19 protein-coding genes are annotated in these 22231 nt (G+C 40.2%); 10 read left to right on the top strand and 9 right to left on the bottom strand.

The window, feature by feature from the left end; genetic code table 11:
* Nucleotides 1–5: 5 nt before the first annotated feature.
* From ileS to ABFU83_RS15745, 3 genes are all read right to left on the bottom strand, one after another.
* The gene (ileS, locus tag ABFU83_RS15755) at nucleotides 6–3410 is read right to left on the bottom strand and encodes an isoleucine--tRNA ligase (protein ID WP_347067313.1); all 3405 of its coding nucleotides are present in this window, start codon (nucleotides 3408–3410) and stop codon (nucleotides 6–8) included.
* A gap of 103 nt (nucleotides 3411–3513) precedes the next feature.
* Complete coding sequence (gene recO / locus ABFU83_RS15750; protein ID WP_136404067.1) at nucleotides 3514–4227, bottom strand: DNA repair protein RecO; 714 nt, start codon at nucleotides 4225–4227, stop codon at nucleotides 3514–3516.
* A gap of 26 nt (nucleotides 4228–4253) precedes the next feature.
* Nucleotides 4254–6545 (bottom strand): T9SS type A sorting domain-containing protein, encoded by a 2292-nt coding sequence (locus ABFU83_RS15745; protein WP_347067311.1) that lies wholly within the window; start codon nucleotides 6543–6545, stop codon nucleotides 4254–4256.
* Nucleotides 6546–6755: 210 nt separating this feature from the next.
* Here ABFU83_RS15745 and ABFU83_RS15740 point away from each other — a divergent pair, with 210 nt between their 5' ends.
* Entirely contained in the window at nucleotides 6756–7547 is a 792-nt protein-coding gene (locus tag ABFU83_RS15740) for a glutamate dehydrogenase (protein WP_136404065.1), read from the top strand.
* A 61-nt stretch (nucleotides 7548–7608) separates the two neighbouring features.
* Here the strand turns inward: ABFU83_RS15740 and ABFU83_RS15735 are convergent, their stop codons facing one another.
* Nucleotides 7609–8754, bottom strand: a complete 1146-nt coding sequence (locus ABFU83_RS15735; protein WP_347067309.1) for a cystathionine gamma-synthase — start codon at nucleotides 8752–8754, stop codon at nucleotides 7609–7611.
* Nucleotides 8755–8859: 105 nt separating this feature from the next.
* Here ABFU83_RS15735 and ABFU83_RS15730 point away from each other — a divergent pair, with 105 nt between their 5' ends.
* Entirely contained in the window at nucleotides 8860–9609 is a 750-nt protein-coding gene (locus ABFU83_RS15730; RefSeq protein WP_347067307.1) for a DUF4163 domain-containing protein, read from the top strand.
* Here the strand turns inward: ABFU83_RS15730 and ABFU83_RS15725 are convergent.
* Nucleotides 9602–10057, bottom strand: coding sequence for a DinB family protein (locus tag ABFU83_RS15725; RefSeq protein WP_347067306.1), 456 nt, complete (start codon nucleotides 10055–10057; stop codon nucleotides 9602–9604). The genes ABFU83_RS15730 and ABFU83_RS15725 overlap by 8 nt on opposite strands.
* A 147-nt stretch (nucleotides 10058–10204) precedes the next feature.
* Here ABFU83_RS15725 and ABFU83_RS15720 point away from each other — a divergent pair, with 147 nt between their 5' ends.
* From ABFU83_RS15720 to nadD, 5 genes are read left to right on the top strand one after another with little or no spacing between them, the layout of a single operon-like run.
* The gene (locus ABFU83_RS15720) at nucleotides 10205–10555 is read left to right on the top strand and encodes an arsenate reductase family protein (RefSeq protein WP_136404062.1); all 351 of its coding nucleotides are present in this window, start codon (nucleotides 10205–10207) and stop codon (nucleotides 10553–10555) included.
* The gene (locus ABFU83_RS15715) at nucleotides 10556–11482 is read left to right on the top strand and encodes a DMT family transporter (RefSeq protein ID WP_347067304.1); all 927 of its coding nucleotides are present in this window, start codon (nucleotides 10556–10558) and stop codon (nucleotides 11480–11482) included. It abuts the gene before it with no gap.
* 54 nt (nucleotides 11483–11536) lie between these two features.
* Nucleotides 11537–12397: a YicC/YloC family endoribonuclease gene (locus tag ABFU83_RS15710; protein ID WP_347067302.1), complete on the top strand. Its 861-nt coding sequence runs from the start codon at nucleotides 11537–11539 to the stop codon at nucleotides 12395–12397.
* Between the two features lie 23 nt (nucleotides 12398–12420).
* Nucleotides 12421–12993, top strand: coding sequence for a guanylate kinase (gmk, locus tag ABFU83_RS15705; RefSeq protein WP_347067300.1), 573 nt, complete (start codon nucleotides 12421–12423; stop codon nucleotides 12991–12993).
* 14 nt (nucleotides 12994–13007) lie between these two features.
* Nucleotides 13008–13589 carry a nicotinate (nicotinamide) nucleotide adenylyltransferase gene (gene nadD, locus ABFU83_RS15700; RefSeq protein WP_347067298.1) on the top strand — a complete coding sequence of 194 codons (582 nt, stop codon included), beginning with the start codon at nucleotides 13008–13010 and terminating at the stop codon, nucleotides 13587–13589.
* Nucleotides 13590–13592: 3 nt separating this feature from the next.
* Here the strand turns inward: nadD and ABFU83_RS15695 are convergent, their stop codons facing one another.
* Nucleotides 13593–14144 carry a hypothetical protein gene (locus ABFU83_RS15695; protein WP_347067297.1) on the bottom strand — a complete coding sequence of 184 codons (552 nt, stop codon included), beginning with the start codon at nucleotides 14142–14144 and terminating at the stop codon, nucleotides 13593–13595.
* Between the two features lie 173 nt (nucleotides 14145–14317).
* On the opposite strand from ABFU83_RS15695, the gene ABFU83_RS15690 reads away from it, so the two are divergent.
* The gene (locus tag ABFU83_RS15690; RefSeq protein ID WP_347067295.1) at nucleotides 14318–15478 is read left to right on the top strand and encodes an iron-containing alcohol dehydrogenase; all 1161 of its coding nucleotides are present in this window, start codon (nucleotides 14318–14320) and stop codon (nucleotides 15476–15478) included.
* A gap of 87 nt (nucleotides 15479–15565) precedes the next feature.
* Here ABFU83_RS15690 and ABFU83_RS15685 read toward each other — a convergent pair whose 3' ends face one another.
* Entirely contained in the window at nucleotides 15566–16444 is an 879-nt protein-coding gene (locus ABFU83_RS15685; protein WP_347067293.1) for a nicotinic acid mononucleotide adenyltransferase, read from the bottom strand.
* A 161-nt stretch (nucleotides 16445–16605) separates the two neighbouring features.
* Between ABFU83_RS15685 and ABFU83_RS15680 the strand changes: the two genes are divergently transcribed.
* Together ABFU83_RS15680 and ABFU83_RS15675 are read left to right on the top strand one after the other, a co-directional pair.
* The gene (locus ABFU83_RS15680) at nucleotides 16606–17601 is read left to right on the top strand and encodes an NAD(P)H-dependent glycerol-3-phosphate dehydrogenase (RefSeq protein ID WP_347067292.1); all 996 of its coding nucleotides are present in this window, start codon (nucleotides 16606–16608) and stop codon (nucleotides 17599–17601) included.
* Between the two features lie 224 nt (nucleotides 17602–17825).
* Nucleotides 17826–18803, top strand: coding sequence for a TerC/Alx family metal homeostasis membrane protein (locus tag ABFU83_RS15675; RefSeq protein WP_347067291.1), 978 nt, complete (start codon nucleotides 17826–17828; stop codon nucleotides 18801–18803).
* Between the two features lie 79 nt (nucleotides 18804–18882).
* On the opposite strand, the gene ABFU83_RS15670 is transcribed toward ABFU83_RS15675, so the two are convergent.
* Nucleotides 18883–21696, bottom strand: a complete 2814-nt coding sequence (locus ABFU83_RS15670) for a GH92 family glycosyl hydrolase (RefSeq protein WP_347067289.1) — start codon at nucleotides 21694–21696, stop codon at nucleotides 18883–18885.
* Between the two features lie 69 nt (nucleotides 21697–21765).
* Nucleotides 21766–22173 (bottom strand): hypothetical protein, encoded by a 408-nt coding sequence (locus tag ABFU83_RS15665; protein ID WP_347067288.1) that lies wholly within the window; start codon nucleotides 22171–22173, stop codon nucleotides 21766–21768.
* Between the last annotated feature and the right edge of the window lie 58 nt (nucleotides 22174–22231).

Raw genomic sequence — 22231 nt, 5'->3', positions numbered from 1 at the left:
TCTTTTTATTTTGAAATTAATACTCTAGTTTTAATGTCATCAAACTCAATTTCTATACCATTGTTGAGTTGTTCTTCAAAAATTAAAGTTTCGGTTAACGTTTCTGCTTTGATATAATCTTCATTGCTTCTGACTGCATTTTCCAATTGCAGGTCTTTTTGCAGATGCACCTTAATTTTGTCCGTTACTTCTAATCCCGAATCTTTACGGATATTTTGGATACGGTTTACTAATTCTCTGGCGATACCTTCTTTTCTTAATTCATCGGATATAGTTATGTCCAATGCCACTGTAATTCCGCCGGAATTAGCTACCAGCCAACCCTCGATATCCTGAGAAGAAATCTCAACATCTTCAGTTGTTAAATTAACACTTTTTTCTGATATAACAAGTGTTAAAGTCCCTTCTTTCTCCAATTGGTTGATTTGCTCCTGAGAAAAATTTTGTATCTCCTTAGAAATCAAACCCATATCTTTTCCAAATCGGGGCCCTAAGGCTTTAAAATTTGGTTTAATTTGTTTTACCAATACCCCGGAAGCATCGTCCAACAACTCGATTTCCTTCACGTTTACCTCGGCTTTGATCAAGTTGGAAACCGCTTCGATTTCAGCACGTTGATCATCGTCAAGCACCGGAATCATTACCTTTTGCAATGGTTGACGCACCTTAATCATCTCTTTTTTACGCAGGGATAATACCAGCGATGAAATGGTTTGCGCCTTTTGCATTCGGCTCTCTAACAATTTATTAACAAAGTTTTCAACGAATACCGGAAACTCGGCCAAATGTACACTATCGTATTTTTCCGACTGTGTAGCCTGGGTTAAATCTTTGTAAAGTTTGTCCATAAAGAACGGTGCAATGGGCGCGCTTAATTTAGCTACCGCTAACAAACAACTGTATAACGTTTGATACGCCGCAATCTTATCTTGCGCATATTCACCCTTCCAGAAACGTCTTCTACAAAGACGTACATACCAGTTACTCAGGTTTTCCTGAACGAAATCGGATATCGCACGCGCTGCTTTAGTCGGTTCGTAATCGGCATAATATTCGTCTACATTTTTAACCAGCGTATTTAATTCCGACAATATCCATTGATCAATTTCCGGTCGTTCTTCCAATGGCACTTCCGCTTCTGTATAACTAAAGCCATCTATATTAGCATATAACGCAAAGAACGAATACGTATTATACAACGTTCCGAAGAACTTACGACGCACTTCGGCCACACCATCGATATCAAATTTCAGATTATCCCATGGATTTGCGTTGGCAATCATATACCATCGGGTCGCATCGGGTCCGAACTCTTTTAAAGTTTCAAATGGATCGACCGCATTCCCTAATCTTTTGGACATTTTTTGTCCTTCTTTGTCCAATACAAGCCCGTTCGAAACCACGTTTTTATACGCCACTTTATCGAACACCAATGTGGCGATAGCATGCAAGGTGTAGAACCATCCGCGTGTCTGATCAACACCCTCGGCGATAAAATCGGCTGGAAAAGCCAACTGATCGTCTACCAATTCTTTATTTTCAAACGGATAATGCCATTGCGCATACGGCATCGCACCACTATCAAACCAAACGTCGATCAGGTCACTTTCGCGTTTCATCGGTTTACCGCTAGCCGACACCAACGTAATGTTATCCACTACATTTTTATGAAGATCCACCAACTCGTAGTTCGCTTCACTCATATCACCTATCACAAAGCCTTTAAACGGATTTTCATCCTGAACTCCGGCTGCGATGGCTTTTTCAATTTCAGTATATAATTCTTCAACGGAACCAATAAGCATTTCTTCGGTTTTGTCTTCCGTTCTCCAGATTGGCAACGGAATTCCCCAATAACGGGAACGCGACAGGTTCCAGTCGTTCGCATTTTTTAACCAGTTCCCAAAACGTCCTTCTCCGGTAGCTTTTGGCTTCCAGTTGATCGTTTCGTTTAAGTCGAACATACGGTCTTTTACTTCGGTTACTTTGATAAACCAGGAATCCAATGGATAATACAGGATCGGTTTATCGGTTCTCCAACAGTGTGGGTAACTGTGTACATATTTTTCAACTTTAAAGGCTTTGTTTGCTTCTTTTAAGTGGATCGCAATTTCGACATCCACCGAGCGTTCCGGCGCTTCTCCGTCGTTGTAGTATTCGTTTTTCACGTATTTACCACCCATTTCCGTTCCCATTTGTTTCACAAACTTACCTTGTAAGTCTACCAAAGGAACCGGATTTCCGGCATCATCCAATACCAACATTGGTGGCACTTCCGGTGTGGCTTCTTTCGCTACCCTGGCATCGTCTGCACCAAATGTAGGCGCCGTATGCACAATTCCGGTACCATCTTCCGTCGTTACGAAATCACCCGAAATCACGCGGAACGCATTTTCCGGATTCTGATACGGTAACGCATAGTCCAATAATTGTTCGTAACGGGTTCCTACCAGCGTAGCTCCTTTTACTTCGGTTAAAACGGTATACGGTATTTTTTTATCTTCAGCTTTGTAATTCACAAAGTCTTCTTCGTTTTCAGATAGGAAATATTTCCCGGCAAATTGTTTTGCCAATAAGGGTTTTGCCAAAATTACATTGATTGGCTCGAAGGTATACTGGTTAAAGGTTTTCACCAATACATAATCGATTTTCGGACCAACGGTTAACGCTGTATTCGACGGCAACGTCCACGGTGTAGTCGTCCATGCTAAAAAGTGTACCACTCCGAAACCTTGTAAGGCTTCCGGCAATGTTGCATCGATCGCTTTAAACTGCGCTACAATGGTTGTATCAGTCACATCGCGGTAACTTCCCGGTTGGTTCACTTCATGCGAACTCAATCCGGTTCCGGCTTTTGGTGAGTATGGTTGAATGGTGTATCCTTTGTACAACAAATCTTTATTATAGATCTGCTTTAAAAGCCACCAAACGGTTTCCATATATTTGGATTTGTAGGTAATATACGGATTTTCCATATCCACCCAATATCCCATTTTTTCGGTCAGGTCATTCCACACATCGGTATAGCGCATTACAGTTCGTTTACACGCTTCGTTGTATTCGGCTACCGTGATCTTGGTTCCGATATCTTCTTTGGTAATACCCAGTTCTTTTTCGGTTCCTAATTCTACCGGTAGTCCATGCGTATCCCATCCGGCCTTACGCTTTACCTGGTATCCTTTCTGAGTTTTATAACGACAAAAAATATCTTTAATGGAGCGCGCCATTACGTGGTGAATTCCGGGAAGACCATTTGCCGATGGCGGTCCTTCGAAAAACACAAACGGCTGGTTTCCTTCACGGGAAGTAATACTCTGTTCAAAGATGTTTTCTTTTTTCCAAAATTCAAGCACTTCAGATGCTACTGTTGGCAAATCAAGTCCTTTGTATTCAGTAAATTTCGCACTCATTTTATCGTTTTTTCTAATCAATTTGCGAAAGTAAGGATTTTTGAATAATTCTTAGTTAAGACAATTAGAAAATAGATGGTTTACAAAGACTTTTTATTGTTTTTTACTGAAAAACTTCTTTGAGCACTTCCAGCGACCGCGGCTTTTTAAATCCGTCGAAGTGAAAGGTATAATAATCGAGTAGTATTTTAAGCAGTATTTGTCGTTCCTTTCCGTTAAAAATCTTCTGATCACTATCGAACTTCAGCTCCTTTAACTTCTTAAACAACAGCGTCTCCTGTTCCGTAAGACAGGTAATTCCATGAAAAGGCACAAACATCCCTTCGGTCATTTCAAAAAAGGCATATTCATCATTGGAAACATCCGGATAAAATCCGAGGAATTTAGTGATTTCCATCAGCAGCATCAGGTGAAAATTAGCCACTTCGTCGTGCGTATCCAACCAAAGCAATGCGGTTTCCAAAAATGCAAAGAGGTTTTCGTTTTGTTCTTCTTCCCGGATACAATTATGAAGCATTTCGGAAATAAAAATTACGATGGTACTCTTCACCACATCGACATTAACGGTCATATATGGCGTTGCCAGTTTTACTTCTTTAAACCGTTCGAGTGTTCCTTTATTTTTATGACTGGCTTCGATTTCCAACAACGTCAGTGGCTGGAAATAGGCAATTTTCTGATTACTTTTTTTTCCGGAAAAAGCACTTTGTACAAAATAGGATTTTAGCCCGTCGGATTGGGTAAAACATTTTACAATCAGGCTTTTTTCCTGAAACCGGATAGAACTAAGCACAATCGCTTTTGTTTTGACAAGCATTTTATTATTGGAATTTTCCGATCGGATTACCGAATCACCATTACTTTTTTGACTTTGGTTTCGGAGCCGTCTTCCGAAGAAATAAAGATCATATACACCCCGGAAGCCACTTTATATTTCCCAAATGCCCGCGTATCCCACGTTATCGTACCGCCTTGTGACGTCGTTTCGTACACCAGATTTCCTTCGATATCGGTAATCTTTACATTGGCCTTATCAATTAGTCCACTAATGTTTACGTCGCCTTCAAATCCCGGGCGCACCGGATTCGGAAACACATAAACATTATTCAGATTATCATTGGCTTTGGTTGCCGTTCCCTGATACGAAACCATTCCTTTATCGGTTGCAAAAAACACCTCTCCGGTAACGCCGTCAATTTCAATATCGTTGATATTATTACTGGGCAAAGGGGAATTTTCCTTCGTAAATTTATGCAATACGCTCTGTCCGTTTGGTGACACCTGAAAAACACCGCCACCGGCAATAGACAACCATTTGTTATTCGATCCGTCGACAGCAATATCCAGAATTACCTGTTGGTAAAAAAGCTCCTGAGCCAGATTGTCTTCCAAAATGATAATCGCATTGGTTGTCAGCGTGGTTTCCGTTAAAAAACGATCGACACTTGGCAGGATGCGCAATCCTTTATTCGTACCAATCCAAAGCTGGTTCCGGGTATCGACCGCAACGACTCTCACATCATTATCCGGCAGATTTCCACTATCCGTTCCAGTTTTGATCACTATAAATTTATTACCGTAGTTTTCGTTAAATCCAATAAGTCCATTATTTAGCGATGGAATCCACTTGGTATTATTTTTATCTACAATTAATGGAGCATAACTATCGGATTCCGGTTGTACCGTTACATTAGACAAATCATAGGACACCCATTGATTATCGGCCCGGAATACTTTGAGTCCTTTTGCTACCAAACTATTGGTCATCCAAAGATTTCCTCTTCGATCAAAGGCGGGACCATTGATCCGGATATCATTATTGTTTGGAGGTGGCAACGACTCCAATCCGTTATTACCCGTATTTAGCTGTGTATAAAGCGTAACCAATGCATCATTTTCTATTTTTAAAAGCCCGGAATAATACGAACTCACAAACGCCTGATTTTCATTATTCGGATTAAGCGCCACCCTACTCAGCGATTTTGCACCGCTTAATTCCTCATACGGAATTAAACTCCAGCCACTACTTTCCTTAAACTTACTGATTCCAAAAGCACCCAATGGATACGGATTATAAAAACGGCTATAGTCACCATAAACCGCCCAAAGGGCGCTTGGTGCTTTTTTTAAGGAAAAGATTTTATTCCGCACCGGACCGTCAGGAGTATTATTTTGAAAGACCATACTGTTGGTTGTAGTCGTACTATACATTCCCTTATCCTTAGTACCGATAAAAATATTATTTCCTGATGCCACACCACAGGTAAATGTGGTCACAACATCGGGTATTTGGGTGATATGTGCCAGCAAAACCATTGCCGGATCAAATACATAGACATGATTTGCAGACGTATATACCAATCGGTCATTAAAACTTTTAAAATCCACAGCCTGTTGCATAGTCGTATACACTTCCTGAATGGCTGCATTGGTATAACTATACATTCGGTTATTGGCATTTGCTAACAACAATCGGTTATTGAATGTTACCGCTCCCAACCACGATCCGGCATCGAATTCCTGCCACTGAGAAAAATCGATTAGATTCGGATTGGCCACACTAGCCCGGCGAATTCCGTTATTGCGGGTAACTGCGTAGATCATACCATTAAAAACGGTAGTTTGCAACACTTCGACCTCCTGACCTGTAGGACCTATAAAATAAGTATCCCCGAACTCCATCGTTGCCAGATTATAGACACAAAGTCCAAAATCACAAGAGATGTAGAGTTTCCCGTCGTTTTCGTAAAGATGATTGATTTTTTTCTTATTGGGTGCGATGGATGGCTTATTTACGATATCCACCACATTAAAAACACTTCCGTCAACCTGATTCACCACCAACAACAAACCGTTATCATTCCCCACAAATGTTTTATTATACGTCACACTAAAATGCATGGCTGTAATGGTTTCGGCTTTAAATCCGTTAATAGAAGTTGTGGTTTTCAATTCATTTGTTACCAGGCTTTTCGAAAAAACTGCATTTTCCGAGGTTGCAAAAACCCGTATAGGAGCTGCCGCAATATCCGTTACCTCGGCAAACGAAAAAAAGCCTCTCCAAAGCTGGTTTTGCTGCGCAAAAAAGGGAGTTACAAACAGTACTAAAAAGATGCTATATAATATTTTTTTCATTAACCGGCAGATTGATTTACAAATATAGACTAAAACGCAATTATTTTATTTTTTGTATGTAGTATATCTGTTATCATTTCAACTTTTACTGCAGTTGAAAAATAAAAAATTCATTTTATCGATTATATTATCAATATAACGCTTTTTTTTATCACAATGAAATTATGTTTTTATATATTTGTCAGGAAAAGTTATATCTTTTAGTTAAAAATGCGAAGAAAAATTCTATTCCTCCTTTTTACCCTTGCGTTAGGGAGCAGTACATCAGTTAAAGCGCAATTCGGATTTTCTCACGAAATAGGAGTAATTGCGGGTCCTGTAGCTTTCCAGTCGGATTACGGGGAAAGAGACAACCTGAGCACAGATGCCGGCAATACCGGATATGGTATTGGTATCGTACACTATCTGAATTTTTCCTATAGAGCCGACTGTAGTTGTTATACTCCGGAGACTTATTTCAATGATCACTTCAAATTACGCACGGAATTATCTTACAACAAAACCAAGCTAAAACACTTTGGAGAATGGGTTGACAACAAACGTCAATCGGTCATGGCAAATCAGCTAAGAGGCATGCGCGGATCCACAGCAGTAACCGATTTAGGAATGCAATTGGAATATTACCCGTTTAGCATTCGTGATTTTTCCGTTACACCGGGCGCCTGGGCACCGTTTGTAAGTTTAGGAGCACATTTTAATTATTTTACAACCGAGGCTTATTCTACTTTAGGTCCCAATTTAGGAACCAATCCAAATGTAACACCCGAAAAATATATCGGAGCCGTACGTAATGACAGCGGAACAACCTGGTCGATTGTATCCAGTGTTGGAACCCGTTACAAGCTTACCGAATTATCCGATTTAATGATCGACCTTCGTATGCAATATTATTTTTCCAACTGGGTTGATGGTATGAGTCCGGATCCGACACGCTATCCGGAAAACAAACACAACGACTGGTTGGTTTGGTTAAATGTAGGTTACATTTACTATTTAAACTAGTATAAAAATATTGATCATAAAATAAAAAAAACCGGGATTTCAGAATCCCGGTTTTTTTTATTTAAGCTAATGCCTGTTTTAAATCTTCAATCAGATCTTCAATATCTTCTACGCCTACACTCAATCGAACCAGGTCATCAGAAATACCGATTTCCTTACGTTTGTCTTCCGGAATAGAAGCATGTGTCATTAAAGCCGGGTGATTGGCTAACGATTCCACACCCCCTAAAGATTCCGCCAGTGTAAATACTTTTACTTTTTCCAGGAAGTCAATGGCATCTTCTTTTTTACCGGATTTAAACGTGAAGGTTACCATTCCGCCAAAACCACCCATCATTTGTTTTTTGGCAATTTCATGGAACGGATGCGACGGTAGTCCCGGGTAATATACTTTTTCCACTTTCGGATGATTTAAAAGAAACTCCGCTACTTTTTCACCGTTTTCACAATGTCTTTGCACACGAAGGTGTAAGGTTTTGATTCCGCGTAAGACTAAAAAGGAATCCTGAGGTCCTAAAGTTGCTCCGGTAGCAAACTGTTGAAAATGCAACTGATCGCCTAATTCTTTATCTTTTACAATTAACGCTCCGGCAATAACATCCGAATGTCCGCCAAGGTATTTTGTAGCCGAATGCATTACGATATCCGCACCCAAATCCAATGGTTTTTGCAAATATGGTGTTGCAAAAGTATTATCCACTGCAAAAAGGATTTTATGTTTTTTCGTGATGGTAGCAATCGCAGCAATATCCGCCAGTTTCATCAAGGGGTTTGTTGGCGTTTCCACCCAAACCAGTTTCGTATTGGCATTGATAAGGGATTCGAATTTATTCAGGTCATTCATATCCACAAAATGGAAAACGATTCCGGAATCCTTATAAATACGGGTAAACATACGGTAGGTTCCGCCATATAAATCGTCCATTGCGATTACCTCATCACCGGCTTTTAACGAGCGAAGTACGCAATCGGTTGCCGCCAATCCGGACGAAAATGCCAAACCACGGGTTCCGTTTTCAATACTGGCCAATGCGTTTTCCAAAGCCGTTCTTGTCGGGTTTGCCGCGCGGCTGTATTCGTATTCATTTAAAGGAACACCCGGACTGGTTTGCACATAGGTCGATGTCTGATATACCGGTGGCATAACGGCTCCCGTACTCGGGTCGTGATGTTGTCCTCCGTGTATTGCTTTTGTATTAAATTTCATATCTTTTTTGTGATTTTTATCGTATAAACTAAGCAAATTTACTTTTTATTTTCTGTCAACCGCACAGAAAGCCGTACCTTTATATATTATTAACACATTTTTACCATGAAACAGATCGTTTATTTTCTACTTATCGGACTTTTCGTTGCTAGCTGCGAAAAAAAGGAATTGCAATTCGAAAATATCACTTATGAAAAGCAGAGTAAAAAGCCGTGTGATTCTACGTGCACTCAGGTAAAAATAAAGGTTCCGATAGCTGAAAACAGCCCGGTTACAGAAGACAGTATTAATAATGCGGTATTTAACACCGTTCGCGAGATTGTTTATTTTGGAGAACAACCGTATACAGCTTCCAACTATCAGGAATTGATGGAAAATTTTGTAAAATCGTATACCGACCTGATCGCTCAGTTTCCAAACGACAAGATGCCGGCCTGGGAAGCAACCGTTGAAGGCGAAGTGGTTTACCATTCGGAAAACATCATTAACATCACCTTAAAACATTATACGTTTACCGGAGGTGCACATGGCTATTCCGGTGTACGTTCAATAATATTACAACCGAAAACCGGAAAAGTTATTCCTACGGAAGGCTTTATAAAAGACAAAAAAGGTTTTCAGGCGTATGCCGAAAAGAAATTCCGTGAAAAATTCAATATTCCGGCCGGAAAACCGATTAACGAAAACGGACTGATGTTCGAAAACGAAGTCTTCCAGCTTCCGGAAACCTATATCTTTTCCGAAAAAGGATTGGTTTTATACTATAACACCTATGAAATTGCTCCCTATGTCGATGGTCCGAGAGAATTGTTATTACCGTATGACAGTATAAAACCGTACCTGATTCTTAAATAAATTTTCGGATACTCATCATAATCCCAACATGAATTCCTTCGTGGTAATTGTTAAATTCAATTGCCTGTTGCGCATTGGTAATCACAAAACCCGACATAGTGGTAAAGTCAGTATAATCACGGAAAATTCCCGCGTTATAATCGGCTTCCGTTTGATCGACTGTTGACGTCAACAATTGTTTGATGGTTTCAACCTCATCGGCTGTCACATCGGCTTCCGGTTTGGTTCCGCGTTTATAGGTATCCACCATCGCATCCGAAATCTGCATTGGCAATCCCGACAATTTATAAACCAGCATTTGCTGTACAACTACAATATGTGCGATATTCCAGATTAGGTTATTACTAAATCCTTCCGGAACTTTATTTAACTGCTCGAGTGTATTATTTTCCAGCACATCCAGTAGTTTCCGACGGTTCATTCGGGTGATTTCAAAGCTTGTTTTCATGTTTTGTTTTTTCGCTAATGTAGGTAAAAGTCCTATTCGAAAAACAGCCTTATTTATTTTTTTACCAACTAAAATATAGGCTATTCTATCTGTTATTTCTTCGGTTTATCGTTATTTTTGCAGCTGTATTATAGCACGGAACATACCATGAGAAAAATATACTATTTAAAAACCTGCGATACCTGTAAGCGCATTTTAAAAACAATTCCCAATCTGGATACCTTTGTATTACAAGACATCAAAGAAAGTCCGATTACCGTAAAGCAACTGGAGGAAATTCATGCGCTAACAGGCAGTTATGAAACACTGTTTAGCAAAAGAGCCAAACTCTATAAAGAAATGGGTCTTAAAAATGAGACCTTGTCCGAACCGGATTTTAAACGCTATATACTGGAACACTATACCTTTTTAAACCGTCCGGTTATTTTGGCCGACGGAAAAGCATTTGTAGGCAATAGTCCCAAAGTAATCGAAGCAGCGATTGCTTTTGTAAGCTAAATGAGCAAACGAACCTATGCTTTGATGGCTGCCTGGACGGTAGCGATCATTTATGGTGTTACATTTACTATCGCCAAAGATGTGATGCCGACGTATGTGGATGCGTTCGGTTTTATTTTTATGCGCGTTGGCGGTTCGACTGTATTATTCTGGCTTACCGCACTCGGCATGGCACTGGCGAATCCGTCACAAAGTCAGAAAATCGACTTAAAAGATTTCCCACGAATTATCGCTGCGGCATTTTTTGGTGTGGCTTTTAATATGCTCACCTTTTTTAAAGGACTGAGTTATACCTCTCCGATTATGGGTGCCGTCTTAATGGTGACCACCCCAATGATCGTTTTGGTTTTGTCGGCTTTTATCATGAAAGAAAAAATGCAGCGTCAAAAGATTTTCGGAATTATCCTCGGATTGGCCGGAACCTTACTTTTGATTTTATACGGACGATCGATGATCAATGCGCCAAATGCTGCTTTGGGTAACTTTTTGGTCTTTATCAACGCGGTATCCTATGGCTTTTATCTGATTCTGGTTAAAAAATTAATGGATAAATACAGTGCCTACGCCTTTGTAAAATGGATTTACCTGTTTGGATTTCTGATGGTCATTCCATTTGGCTGGCAGGAATTTCGTCAAATCGACTGGCCTTCCGTTCCGTTTGACATTTACTGGAAAATCGGTTTTGTGATCGTGATTTCGACTTTTTTAACCTATTTACTAAACCTACTATCCATGCGGGAATTAAAACCTACCACGGTAGCCGTTTTTATTTACCTGCAACCGTTTTTCGCTTCCGTTTTTGCTATCGGATTGGGAAAAGACGAATTAAGCTGGGTTAAAACCGGCTCGTCTTTACTGATTTTTACCGGGGTCTATCTCGTTACTCAGAAAAAAGTAAAACCAACGGAATCAAAAGGCTTTGATTAAGTTTTTTAACAGACTAAACTCTTTTTAGTACATTTGTAGCTATTACATTTTTATATGATACAATCGATGACGGGTTTTGGTAAAGCATCACTGCAATTGCCAACCAAGAAAATTACCATAGAAATCAAATCCTTAAACAGTAAAGGACTGGATCTTAATGTTCGTATGCCGTCTGTTTTCCGTGAAATGGAACTGGGACTTCGCAACCAGATCGCACAGCAACTGGAACGCGGTAAGGTGGATTTCTCGATGTATATTGAAGTAACAGGAGAAGAGACTTCTACCAAAGTGAATGCTCCGATTGTAAAAGCGTATATCCGTCAGATGCGGGACATTTTACCGGAAGCCGATGCTACGGAATTGATGAAAATGGCCGTACGGATGCCCGATGCTTTAAAAACCGAAAGAGACGAAATTGACGAAAACGAATGGCAACAGATTCAGTCGGTTATTAACGAAGCATTGGTAAACATTAACAATTTCAGAAAAGACGAAGGAGCTTCATTGGAAAAAGAATTCCGTTTGCGAATTGGCAATATCCGTTCGTTTATGGAACAGGCACTTTTATTGGATCCGGAACGAATCCAGCTGATCAAAGAGCGACTTCAAAATGCCATCACCGAATTGCAAGCCAATGTTGACGAAAATCGTTTTGAACAGGAATTAATCTATTATCTGGAAAAACTGGATATCACCGAAGAAAAAGTTCGTTTGGGCAACCATTTGGATTATTTTCTGGAAACCCTTTCCGGAAGTGAAGCCAACGGACGTAAACTTGGTTTTATCACCCAGGAAATGGGCCGTGAAATCAACACCATGGGATCCAAATCCAACCATGCCGGCATGCAAAAACTGGTGGTACAGATGAAAGACGAATTAGAAAAAATTAAAGAACAAGTACTAAACGTTTTATAACTACGGTACCCAACAATACAACAATGAATACAGGAGGAAAATTAATTGTTTTCTCGGCACCATCGGGTTCGGGAAAAACAACCATTGTCAGACATTTATTAGGGAAAGACGATTTAAACCTGGAATTTTCCATATCGGCTACGTCCCGCGCACCGAGAGGTGAAGAGATCGACGGAACCGACTATTATTTTATTTCACTCGAAAATTTTAAAAAACATATCAAAGCCGAAGACTTCCTGGAATGGGAAGAAGTATACCGCGATAATTTTTACGGTACGCTAAAAACCGAAGTCGAACGCATCTGGGCCAAAGGCAAGAATGTTATTTTCGACATCGATGTAGCCGGCGGATTGCGTATCAAGAAAAAATTCCCGGAGCAAACCTTAGCTGTTTTTGTTAAACCGCCAAGTATCGACGAACTGAAAATCCGCTTGAAAAAACGTTCCACCGAAAGCGAAGATAAAATCAACATGCGTATCGCCAAAGCGTCGGTAGAACTGGCTACGGCGCCACAATTTGACCGAATCATTAAAAATTACGATCTCGATACCGCCAAACAGGAGGCTTACGAACTGGTTCGCGATTTCGTGCAATAAGCAATACAACTCCCATGAAAATAGGGCTTTATTTCGGAACTTTCAATCCCATTCATATCGGACATCTGATCATCGCCAATCATATGGCGGAAAACACCGATATGGACCAGATATGGATGGTTGTAACGCCACATAATCCACACAAAAAGAAAAATAGTTTGCTGGACGACTACCATCGCCTGCAAATGGTTTTTCTGGCAACCGAAGACTATCCCAAAATAAAGCCTTCCGATATAGAATTCAAGCTGTCTTCACCCAATTATACGGTAAACACATTGGCGCATTTACAGGAGAAATACCCAAACCATGAATTTTCTCTGATTATGGGTGAAGACAACCTGAATTCACTTCACAAATGGAAGAACTACGAAATAATCCTTCAAAACCACACTATTTTTGTTTATCCGCGGATTTCATCCGAAGTAATCTCCGGTGAATTTATCAACCATCCGAAAATCCATAGGGTTGGCGCTCCGGTAATTGAATTGTCCGCAACGTTTATTCGCGACAATATCAAAAACGGTAAAAACATCAAACCAATGTTACCGGTTAAAGTATGGGAATACATCGACCACAACCTATTCTATAAAAAGTAATCATTAGTGTTGTTCTTCATCCAGACAATTGGATTTACAAATACTAAAAAACATTGCCCAGTTACTACCCGGAAAGTTATCTCCTTTCGCCCAGGCGGTTTCACTCTGACCCGGTCTGGATACTTCGGCATGTGCTGCAATACAAAAGCAATCGCCTAATCCGGACTTCGCAATCGTATACACCACCTGTTGTACACCCGAAGGATTATTCGTAGCCAATGGAAATTTTCCCGGAATCGGATTTCCGGTACTTGTTTGCGGAATCTGATTGCAATCGCCTACATACAAATGGGTCGCTTTGATTTTCCAGTCATTTATAGCATTATAAATCACATACACATTATTCGCATCCATTTTTACATAAACATTCCCGGCAAGGTAAAATTGTCCCGCCATCAGGTCGGTAGTATAACAGGCATTGGAAACATCAAAAACAAGATTTTCTGTTTTGTTCATTTCAGAACCCGGTGAATTGGAAACAACCGGTTCGTTTTCGCAGGCAGCCATGAACAACAAGGTGCTGCAAAGTAGCAGTGAGCGTACTATTGTTTTCATCATCATGTATTTAATTGGTTACCTATAAATTTACACACTAAACACCAAACATTTAAAAATCAATACATTATATCGATAAATCTATTAAAACCACCGACCAACGGCAGTTTATTTTATCATTATATTAACTTCAATCGTTTTGCAGTTAAATACCTTTGTTAAAAAAACATACTATGTTAAACTTCGAATTATATAACCCGACCAACTTAATTTTTGGAAAAGGGCAAACGGAAAAACTAGGACAGTTGGTTCCGAAAAACAGCAGAATTTTACTGGCATATGGCGGTGGAAGCATCTTTAAAAATGGTGTTTACGATCAGGTTAAAACCGCTTTACAAGGTTTTGAAATCGTAGAATTTGGCGGTATCGAACCCAATCCGCGTTACGAAACCCTAATGAAAGCCGTAACGGTAATCCGCGAACAAAAACTGGATTTCATTCTGGCTGTTGGTGGTGGTTCCGTTATCGACGGTGTAAAATTTATATCGGCAGCCGTACATTTCGACGGAAATCCAATGGAAATCCTGCACAAAAGATTATTGATCAAAGAAAACGCAATGCCATTTGGAACGGTATTAACCCTACCGGCTACGGGAAGTGAAATGAACTCCGGAGCGGTGATCACGATTAACGAAACACAGGAAAAACTATCGTTTGGTGGTTCGGCTTTATTCCCGAAATTTTCCATCTGTGACCCTACGGTAATTGCATCCTTACCAAAACGCCAATTGCAAAACGGTGTGGTGGATGCCTTTACGCATGTTATGGAACAATACCTTACCTATCCGCACGACGCTTTATTACAGGATCGTATCGCCGAAGGTATCCTACAAACCTTAGTTGAAATCGGACCGGATGTGGTAGAAAATCCAACCGACTATAAATTGGCAGCCAATTTTATGTGGAGCTGTACGATGGCCTTAAACGGATTAATTCAAAAAGGTGTTCCAACCGATTGGGCAACGCATATGATCGGACACGAACTAACCGCCTTATACGAAATTGACCACGCCCGAACATTGGCGATTATCGGTCCAAACTTATACCGCGTGTTGTTTGAAACCAAAAAAGAAAAACTGGCGCAATACGGTGAGCGTATCTGGAAGGTAACCGGTGAAACCGTAGAGGAAAAAGCGACTCAGGCAATCGAAAAAACCGTTCAGTTTTTCCATACGATGGGAATGGATACCAAGATTTCCAATTATACCACCGATTATGAAAAAACAGCCGATTTTATCGTAGACCGTTTCGCAGAAAGAGGATGGAAAGCGATGGGCGAGCGTCAGAATATCACGCTTGAAAAAGTACGCGAAATCGTAGAAATGAGTTACTAATCCTTTCCGTATTCTAAAAAACGAAAGGCGCTCCCGAAAAAATCCGGAGCGCCTTTCTTCACCAAAAACAAAAAATAGTAACTTATTTTAACTTAACTTGAGTTCCTCCTGTTTGACCCGCTTCTGTCCGCCTTCTTTTAGGTATTGGATAAATCCTCTTCCCTGAAATTCGTAGGTCGTACCCGAAGCCTGATGAAACAATCGAATTCTACTGTCATTAATAACGGTTAATCGAAACGCTTCATTGCCCCAGAAATCATAATCTAATGTTAAATTTTTCGCATTAGGATTTCCGTAGATATTATGGATTCCATATAGTCCTGTAAAATCCCAATAAATGTTATTTACTGGCGTTCCAGGCGCACTTTGCGACGATCTGAAATTATTTCCACTGGATAGAAACTGGAGAAAATTTTCATGATCAAAATCGTTTAAAGCCCCATACTGACTGGTATATACTTTTTCCCAGGCTTTATATTCCTGTAAGAAATAGGTAATATTATCGTAAAACAAGCTATTATAATTGAAATTGTTACGTTGGTAACCAATCAGATAATAAGACGTATTCCGACTTCTGTCGTACAAACGAATCTCATTGGCACTCAACCGATGTACTTCCAGATTGTATTGTCCGTAAACATTGTGAAAAAAACGAATGGTTTCCGGATAAAAATCATAATATCCTATATTAATTCCAAAACCATTTCCAGTGGAACCGATTCCAACGAGGTTGTTATTTGCGAATAACGTTCCATCGACAAACGAAATCGTAAAAGCTCGTGACAAAAAAGGTATATCTCCGTTTCCGGTTGTCCGGTTGTAATCCACATACCACAATTCATAACGGTTGATCAGTTGCGGAAGTGGTTCATTATTCCCCATATAACCGTCGTCATAGTTAATGGAACAAGACGACAACACTATGGGTGTAATGACTAAAGCTAAAAGTAATTTTATCATTTTCATAACTTCGGGGTTTTTATTATAACACGGTAACCAATTTGTGTGCCACTTTTCATTTTTCGGATTTTCGGATCGGATTTTAACAGTGGGAAGCACTTTTACAGCCTATACTTTGTACTTCCTATGTTTTTAAGTACATTTGGATTCATAAATTAAAAACGATAATGAGTGACCATCCAAAATTTGCAGTAATAGGTGGGGGAAGTTGGGCTACGGCCATTGCAAAGATGTTATGCGTAAACCTTTCGGAGATAGCGTGGTACATGAGAAGTACCTATGCTATCGAACATATCAAACAAAACAGACACAATCCGAATTACCTGAGTTCTGTTGAATTCGACACCAATAAATTACTTTTAACCGACGATATAAACGAGGCGGTTGCTTATGCCGATTATGTAATTTTCGCCATTCCGTCGGCATTTTTAAGCGCCGAACTGGAAAAACTAACGGTTAGTCTCGAAGGCAAAATCATTTTTTCGGCGATTAAAGGGATTGTTCCGGAAACCAGTCTTATTGTTGGCGAACATTTCCATAAAACGTATAACATTCCATACGACAATATTGGCGTTATTACCGGTCCGTGTCACGCAGAAGAAGTGGCTTTGGAACGTTTATCGTATCTGACGATTGCTTGCGGCGACATGAAAACCGCCAAAGTAATGGCCAAAAATCTGAACAGTCATTATATTAAAACCAAAATTTCGGACGACATTGTCGGCACCGAATATGCCGCGATGTTAAAAAACATCTATTCCATTGCTGCCGGAATTGCACACGGTTTGGGTTATGGCGATAACTTTCAGGCTTTATTGATGAGCAATGCGATCCGCGAGATGAAAAAGTTCATCAAAAAAGTACACAAAATGAAGCGCAACATTAACGATTCGGCTTATCTGGGTGATTTACTCGTAACCGGATATTCTGTTTTTTCGCGTAACCGTATGTTTGGAAACATGATTGGAAAAGGCTATACGGTAAAATCGGCACAAATGGAAATGAGTATGGTTGCCGAGGGTTACTATGCGACCAAAAGTGCCCATAAATTAAACGAAGAATACAAAGCCAAAACGCCAATTATCGATGCCGTTTACGATATATTATACGAAGGAAAAGAACCGAAAAAAGTCTTTAAAAAACTGACGGAAAAATTGGATTAAAAAATTTTATTTTTACCCGTTTACGCTAAAAATACCGTTCTCAGAATCCTAAACTGAATTTAAAATACTGACAATCATTGTTTTAAATTCAGTTTAGGATTCTTTTTTCTTTAGAAGCATTTCAAAAAAACAGCTCATAAAACACTAATAAACAACACTTTACAAGCCTTTCCCTTGGGTAAAAAAAGAAGTCTTATTTTCGCAAAAACTAAAAAAAACCAACAATGGATCATTTAATTAATCATCCGGGTATTCTAACCGCTTTTTCCGTTATCATTTTTATCATGCTATTGCTCGATCTTGGTGTTTTCAACAAGAAGAGTCATGTGGTTTCCAACCGCGAAGCACTTATCTGGTCTGTAGTATGGATCTCGCTGGCTATGGGCTTTAGCGGGGTTATCTATTACTTTATGGGACTGGAACAATTCACCCAGTTTCAATCGGCCTACTGGATCGAAAAAGCGCTATCGGTCGACAACCTCTTTGTGTTTATTCTCGTTTTCGGATTTTTTAATGTGCCGAAAGAACTACATCACAAAGTCCTTTTTTGGGGAATCATCGGTGCGTTAGTGTTCCGGGCGATTTTTATTTTCACCGGTGTGGAATTGATCAACATGACCTACTTACCGGAAATGGACCTTTTTGGTCATGCCGCCCGAATTAATGTGGTACTATCCATTTTTGGTATTTTCCTGATTATTGCCGGTATCAAATCCTGGTTTGCCGAAGACGGTGACGACGGTGACAAAGACTTTACCAAAAGTCCCGGTGCCCGACTAATTCATCGCTTTTTTAAAGTGAGCGAAAACTACGATGGTGATAAGTTTTTTACCATTGAAAACGGAATCAAAATGGCAACACCGCTATTAGTGGTTGTCGCAGTAATCGAATTTACGGATCTTATTTTTGCAGTCGATAGTATTCCGGCGATTTTCGCCATTGCTCCGGACGATCCGTTTATTTTATACACGTCGAATATTTTCGCAATTTTAGGCCTTAGAGCGCTTTATTTCCTTCTGGCCAACTTCATGTATATGTTTAGCCGTTTGAAGTACGGATTGGCCGTTATTTTGAGTTTTATCGGGGTTAAAATGCTTATCTCACCATTCTTTCATATTTCCTCACCGGTTTCGTTACTAATCGTAGGTGGTATTTTGATTTTATCGGTTGCAGCTTCATTGCTTTTCCCGGTAAAAGAGTAAAACGATATAAAATTATAGTAAAAACACCTGACAGGTTTTGGAAACCTGTCAGGTGTTTTTTTATTTAGTCAGCAGTTTTTTATTTTATCTGAACTTCATCGATAAAGATATAAGCATCGCCACCTGCACCCTGGTGCCAATCGGGCAATTTCCCGAAATTATAAGCTACGATCTTTACATAACGCGCCGTACTATTTTTGAAAGCCGCTTTAAACGAACGGATCGCAACGTCGGTATTTTTAGCGTCGAGCGTATTGGTTACCGTAGCCACCGGTTTAAAATTTACATTATCATCCGAAAGGAAATAGTCTACCTTAGTAGGCATTAGAATCCACGCGCGGCTATCCTGTAAAAAACGGGCATCGATTTGCGAAACCGATTGTACTTTTTTCAGATCGATCACCGCTTCAAAATTTTGTCCCTGATAGCCTTGCCAATCGCCTTTACGCCAGTTTTCGGTACCAAGAATCCCGTCTATCAATCCATCCGGTCCACCGGCGTGGTATTGCGGATGGTTTTTAGAAGCAATGGTTACTGTCCAGTCGTTTTCTTTTTTAAAGTACGATGCTTCTACAGTTGCGCTTTTCTTTCCGTTATTTTCGGCATACGCCCGAATCACCGCCGATTTCCCAATCGTAACCGGTTTGGTATACGGAACAAATTGTTTTTGCGAAGCGGAACCATCCGAATAATATAGTTTATCCTCCTTATTTCCGGAACGGATCGTGATGATTTGTTTGTCTTTAAACGCTTTGCTTTCGGCTTCAATTACCGGAACCGGCACAATCTTATCCGATGCACTGGTATTCACTATTACAACATCCGAATGCAATCCCAGATTTTTAAGCTTATCCGCAGTTGTTTTTTTGGTGATGGTTCGTGTGGTTCCATCTTCCAAGTGTATTAATATCTTATCAAAATACGGTGTTGTCGTACTCCATACCGGCATTCCCGGTGTTACTGCATAAATCCCCATACTACTCAGAATATACCACGCACTCATTTGTCCGCAATCTTCATTTCCAATCAATCCGTCCGGGGTATTTTTATAGAAGGTATCCAGAATGTATTTTACTTTTTCAGCGGTTTTTTCCGGTTTTCCGATCGCATTATACAAATAGGCCATATGATGACTCGGTTCGTTCCCGTGCGCATATTGCCCTATCAGTCCTGTAATATCGACCTGTTCCCTGCCGGTTGTCTCCGAAGGAGCCTCAAACATTGCGTCGAGTTTTTTCTCAAACGCATCCTTTCCACCATAGGCTTCAATCATACCCGGAATATCCTGTGGTACAAAAAAGGAATACTGCCAGCTGTTTCCTTCGGTAAAATTGTTATTCACTTCTCTTGGATCAAATGGTTTGTCCCAACCACCGTTTTTCTTGGGACGCATAAATCCAATCTGATTGTCAAAAATATTTTTCCAGTTTTGCGAACGCTTGATAAAATAATGATAATCATCCACTTTGTTTAACAACATCGCCATTTGTGCGATACACCAGTCATCGTAGGCATATTCCAACGTTTTGGAAACACTCTCGTGTTCGTCGTCAATACTGATAAAACCATTTTTTTTATAGGCCTCCAATCCCAGGTGATCCAGCATCGCACTATGTTTGGCCGCCTGAAACGCTTTTTCATAGTCAAAACCTTTGATTCCTTTTGCCATCGCATCGGCGAGTACCGAAACTGAATGATACCCGATCATACAATCGGTTTCATTGGATGCCAGTTCCCAAACCGGCAAACGGCCACCCTGTTCGTATTGTTTGATAAACGTATTGCAATAATCGGCGGTTCTTTTTTTATCGATAAGCGTGTACAGCGGATGCGCACCTCTGAATGTATCCCAAAGCGAAAAGACGGTATAGTAATCAAACCCTTCTGCTTTGTGTAATTCGTTGTCACGTCCGCGATACAGCCCATCCACATCCATAGCGATGTTGGGTTGCATCATGGTGTGGTATAATGCGGTATAGAAAATCGTTTTTTTATCTTTGTCGGAAGTCGTAATCTCAATTTTGGACAGTTCTTTATTCCAAAGGGTTTCCGCCTGTTTTTTTGCAGCCTCAAAATTCCAGTCGGACATTTCGGCCAGCAGGTTTTTTTGGGCTCCTTCATAGCCTGTAGGCGACAAGGCTACTTTTACCAGAATCTTTTCCCCTTTTTTTACTTCTTTTGAAAAACTTATCGCCAGTTGGGATCCGGCAAAAAAGGTATCGGTATTTTTGGGTGGTGCGAATCCATTATTGCGGACATTGGTAATTTGCATCGGCACACTAAATACAATCCGTGCATACACATACTGATCTCTTGCCCAGGCTTCACTTCTGCGAAGCACTTCAACCGTTTGATTATCGATTATCCGAACATCGCCCATTAACAGTTTATCGCGATGGTTCAAATCCAGAATAATATTCGCCTTACCCGATTGGTTAAAGGTATATTCCTGTAGGCCGACACGTGTTGTAGCGGTTAAGCGGACATCGATATTGTGGTTGTCGAGTTTGACGGCATAATAACCCGCTGTTGCTTTTTCATTTTTATGCGAAAAAGGCGAACGATACGCGTCACTATTTAGTTTCGGTTCCCCCATAGCAGGCATCAGCATGATGTCCCCGAAATCGGAAACACCGGTACCATTCAGGTGGGTATGTGAAAAGCCATAGATAATGGCATCGGAATAATGGTAACCGCCACATCCATCCCAACTACCGTCGATACGGGTATCGGGTGAAAGCTGTACCATTCCAAACGGAACCGTTGCGCCGGGAAAGGTATGACCATGACCTCCGGTTCCTATAAAAGGATTTACGAATTGTGCGTAGTTATTTTTTTGCGAGAACAGCGTGGCTGTCTGAAGTAAAAGGAAGCAAAAAAGAATCTTTCTCATGCGGATGGTGCTGTAAATTTTCCATAAAGTTGGAAAAATTTCGCGAACAGACCAATTCCTACCCAAAAATTACTTCCCTAAAATCCCTCTTTTTGTCATCACCGGAAGATCGACTAAGGCTTTATCATTAATCGTATTGGTACGGAAGACATAGGTTTTATCGAATAATTTACCGTCCTGAAAATAGGTTACCATAAACTCATTGTTCAATTGCAGGACATTGTTTTCCAGCAATTCGATTTTAACAGATGCGTTTGGTGCTACTTCATTAAAAGCGTGACGGAAGGTTCCGGTTTTACGGTCTTCTCCGTTTATTTTTCCATAGGCTCTGGAAACCACCAGTGCCATTTCCAATTTTACATCGCTATCGTTAATCAGGTAGGCATACCATGAATTTTCCATAAAGTCGTCGTTCCACTCCTGAATAGCGGCTACATAAACATTTTCAACTTTAGGGATCGTGATATCTTTTTTCATTTTTTAACGGGGTATAATAGTGTAAAAGCGAATAGTGTGACCTATTCGCTTTTTATTT

Origin of the sequence: Flavobacterium sp. WV_118_3, assembly GCF_039778605.1 — a bacterium.
Classification (GTDB): Bacteria; Bacteroidota; Bacteroidia; order Flavobacteriales; family Flavobacteriaceae; genus Flavobacterium.
Note: the sequence above shows the minus strand (reverse complement) of the source record. Positions and strands in the feature narration are given on the sequence as shown.

Coding starts and splice junctions, on each gene's coding strand:
- ileS (WP_347067313.1), bottom strand. CDS start 3,410: ATGAGTGCGAAATTTACTGAATACAAAGGACTTGATTTGCCAACAGTA.
- recO (WP_136404067.1), bottom strand. CDS start 4,227: ATGCTTGTCAAAACAAAAGCGATTGTGCTTAGTTCTATCCGGTTTCAG.
- ABFU83_RS15745 (WP_347067311.1), bottom strand. CDS start 6,545: ATGAAAAAAATATTATATAGCATCTTTTTAGTACTGTTTGTAACTCCC.
- ABFU83_RS15740 (WP_136404065.1), top strand. CDS start 6,756: ATGCGAAGAAAAATTCTATTCCTCCTTTTTACCCTTGCGTTAGGGAGC.
- ABFU83_RS15735 (WP_347067309.1), bottom strand. CDS start 8,754: ATGAAATTTAATACAAAAGCAATACACGGAGGACAACATCACGACCCG.
- ABFU83_RS15730 (WP_347067307.1), top strand. CDS start 8,860: ATGAAACAGATCGTTTATTTTCTACTTATCGGACTTTTCGTTGCTAGC.
- ABFU83_RS15725 (WP_347067306.1), bottom strand. CDS start 10,057: ATGAAAACAAGCTTTGAAATCACCCGAATGAACCGTCGGAAACTACTG.
- ABFU83_RS15720 (WP_136404062.1), top strand. CDS start 10,205: ATGAGAAAAATATACTATTTAAAAACCTGCGATACCTGTAAGCGCATT.
- ABFU83_RS15715 (WP_347067304.1), top strand. CDS start 10,556: ATGAGCAAACGAACCTATGCTTTGATGGCTGCCTGGACGGTAGCGATC.
- ABFU83_RS15710 (WP_347067302.1), top strand. CDS start 11,537: ATGATACAATCGATGACGGGTTTTGGTAAAGCATCACTGCAATTGCCA.
- gmk (WP_347067300.1), top strand. CDS start 12,421: ATGAATACAGGAGGAAAATTAATTGTTTTCTCGGCACCATCGGGTTCG.
- nadD (WP_347067298.1), top strand. CDS start 13,008: ATGAAAATAGGGCTTTATTTCGGAACTTTCAATCCCATTCATATCGGA.
- ABFU83_RS15695 (WP_347067297.1), bottom strand. CDS start 14,144: ATGAAAACAATAGTACGCTCACTGCTACTTTGCAGCACCTTGTTGTTC.
- ABFU83_RS15690 (WP_347067295.1), top strand. CDS start 14,318: ATGTTAAACTTCGAATTATATAACCCGACCAACTTAATTTTTGGAAAA.
- ABFU83_RS15685 (WP_347067293.1), bottom strand. CDS start 16,444: ATGAAAATGATAAAATTACTTTTAGCTTTAGTCATTACACCCATAGTG.
- ABFU83_RS15680 (WP_347067292.1), top strand. CDS start 16,606: ATGAGTGACCATCCAAAATTTGCAGTAATAGGTGGGGGAAGTTGGGCT.
- ABFU83_RS15675 (WP_347067291.1), top strand. CDS start 17,826: ATGGATCATTTAATTAATCATCCGGGTATTCTAACCGCTTTTTCCGTT.
- ABFU83_RS15670 (WP_347067289.1), bottom strand. CDS start 21,696: ATGAGAAAGATTCTTTTTTGCTTCCTTTTACTTCAGACAGCCACGCTG.
- ABFU83_RS15665 (WP_347067288.1), bottom strand. CDS start 22,173: ATGAAAAAAGATATCACGATCCCTAAAGTTGAAAATGTTTATGTAGCC.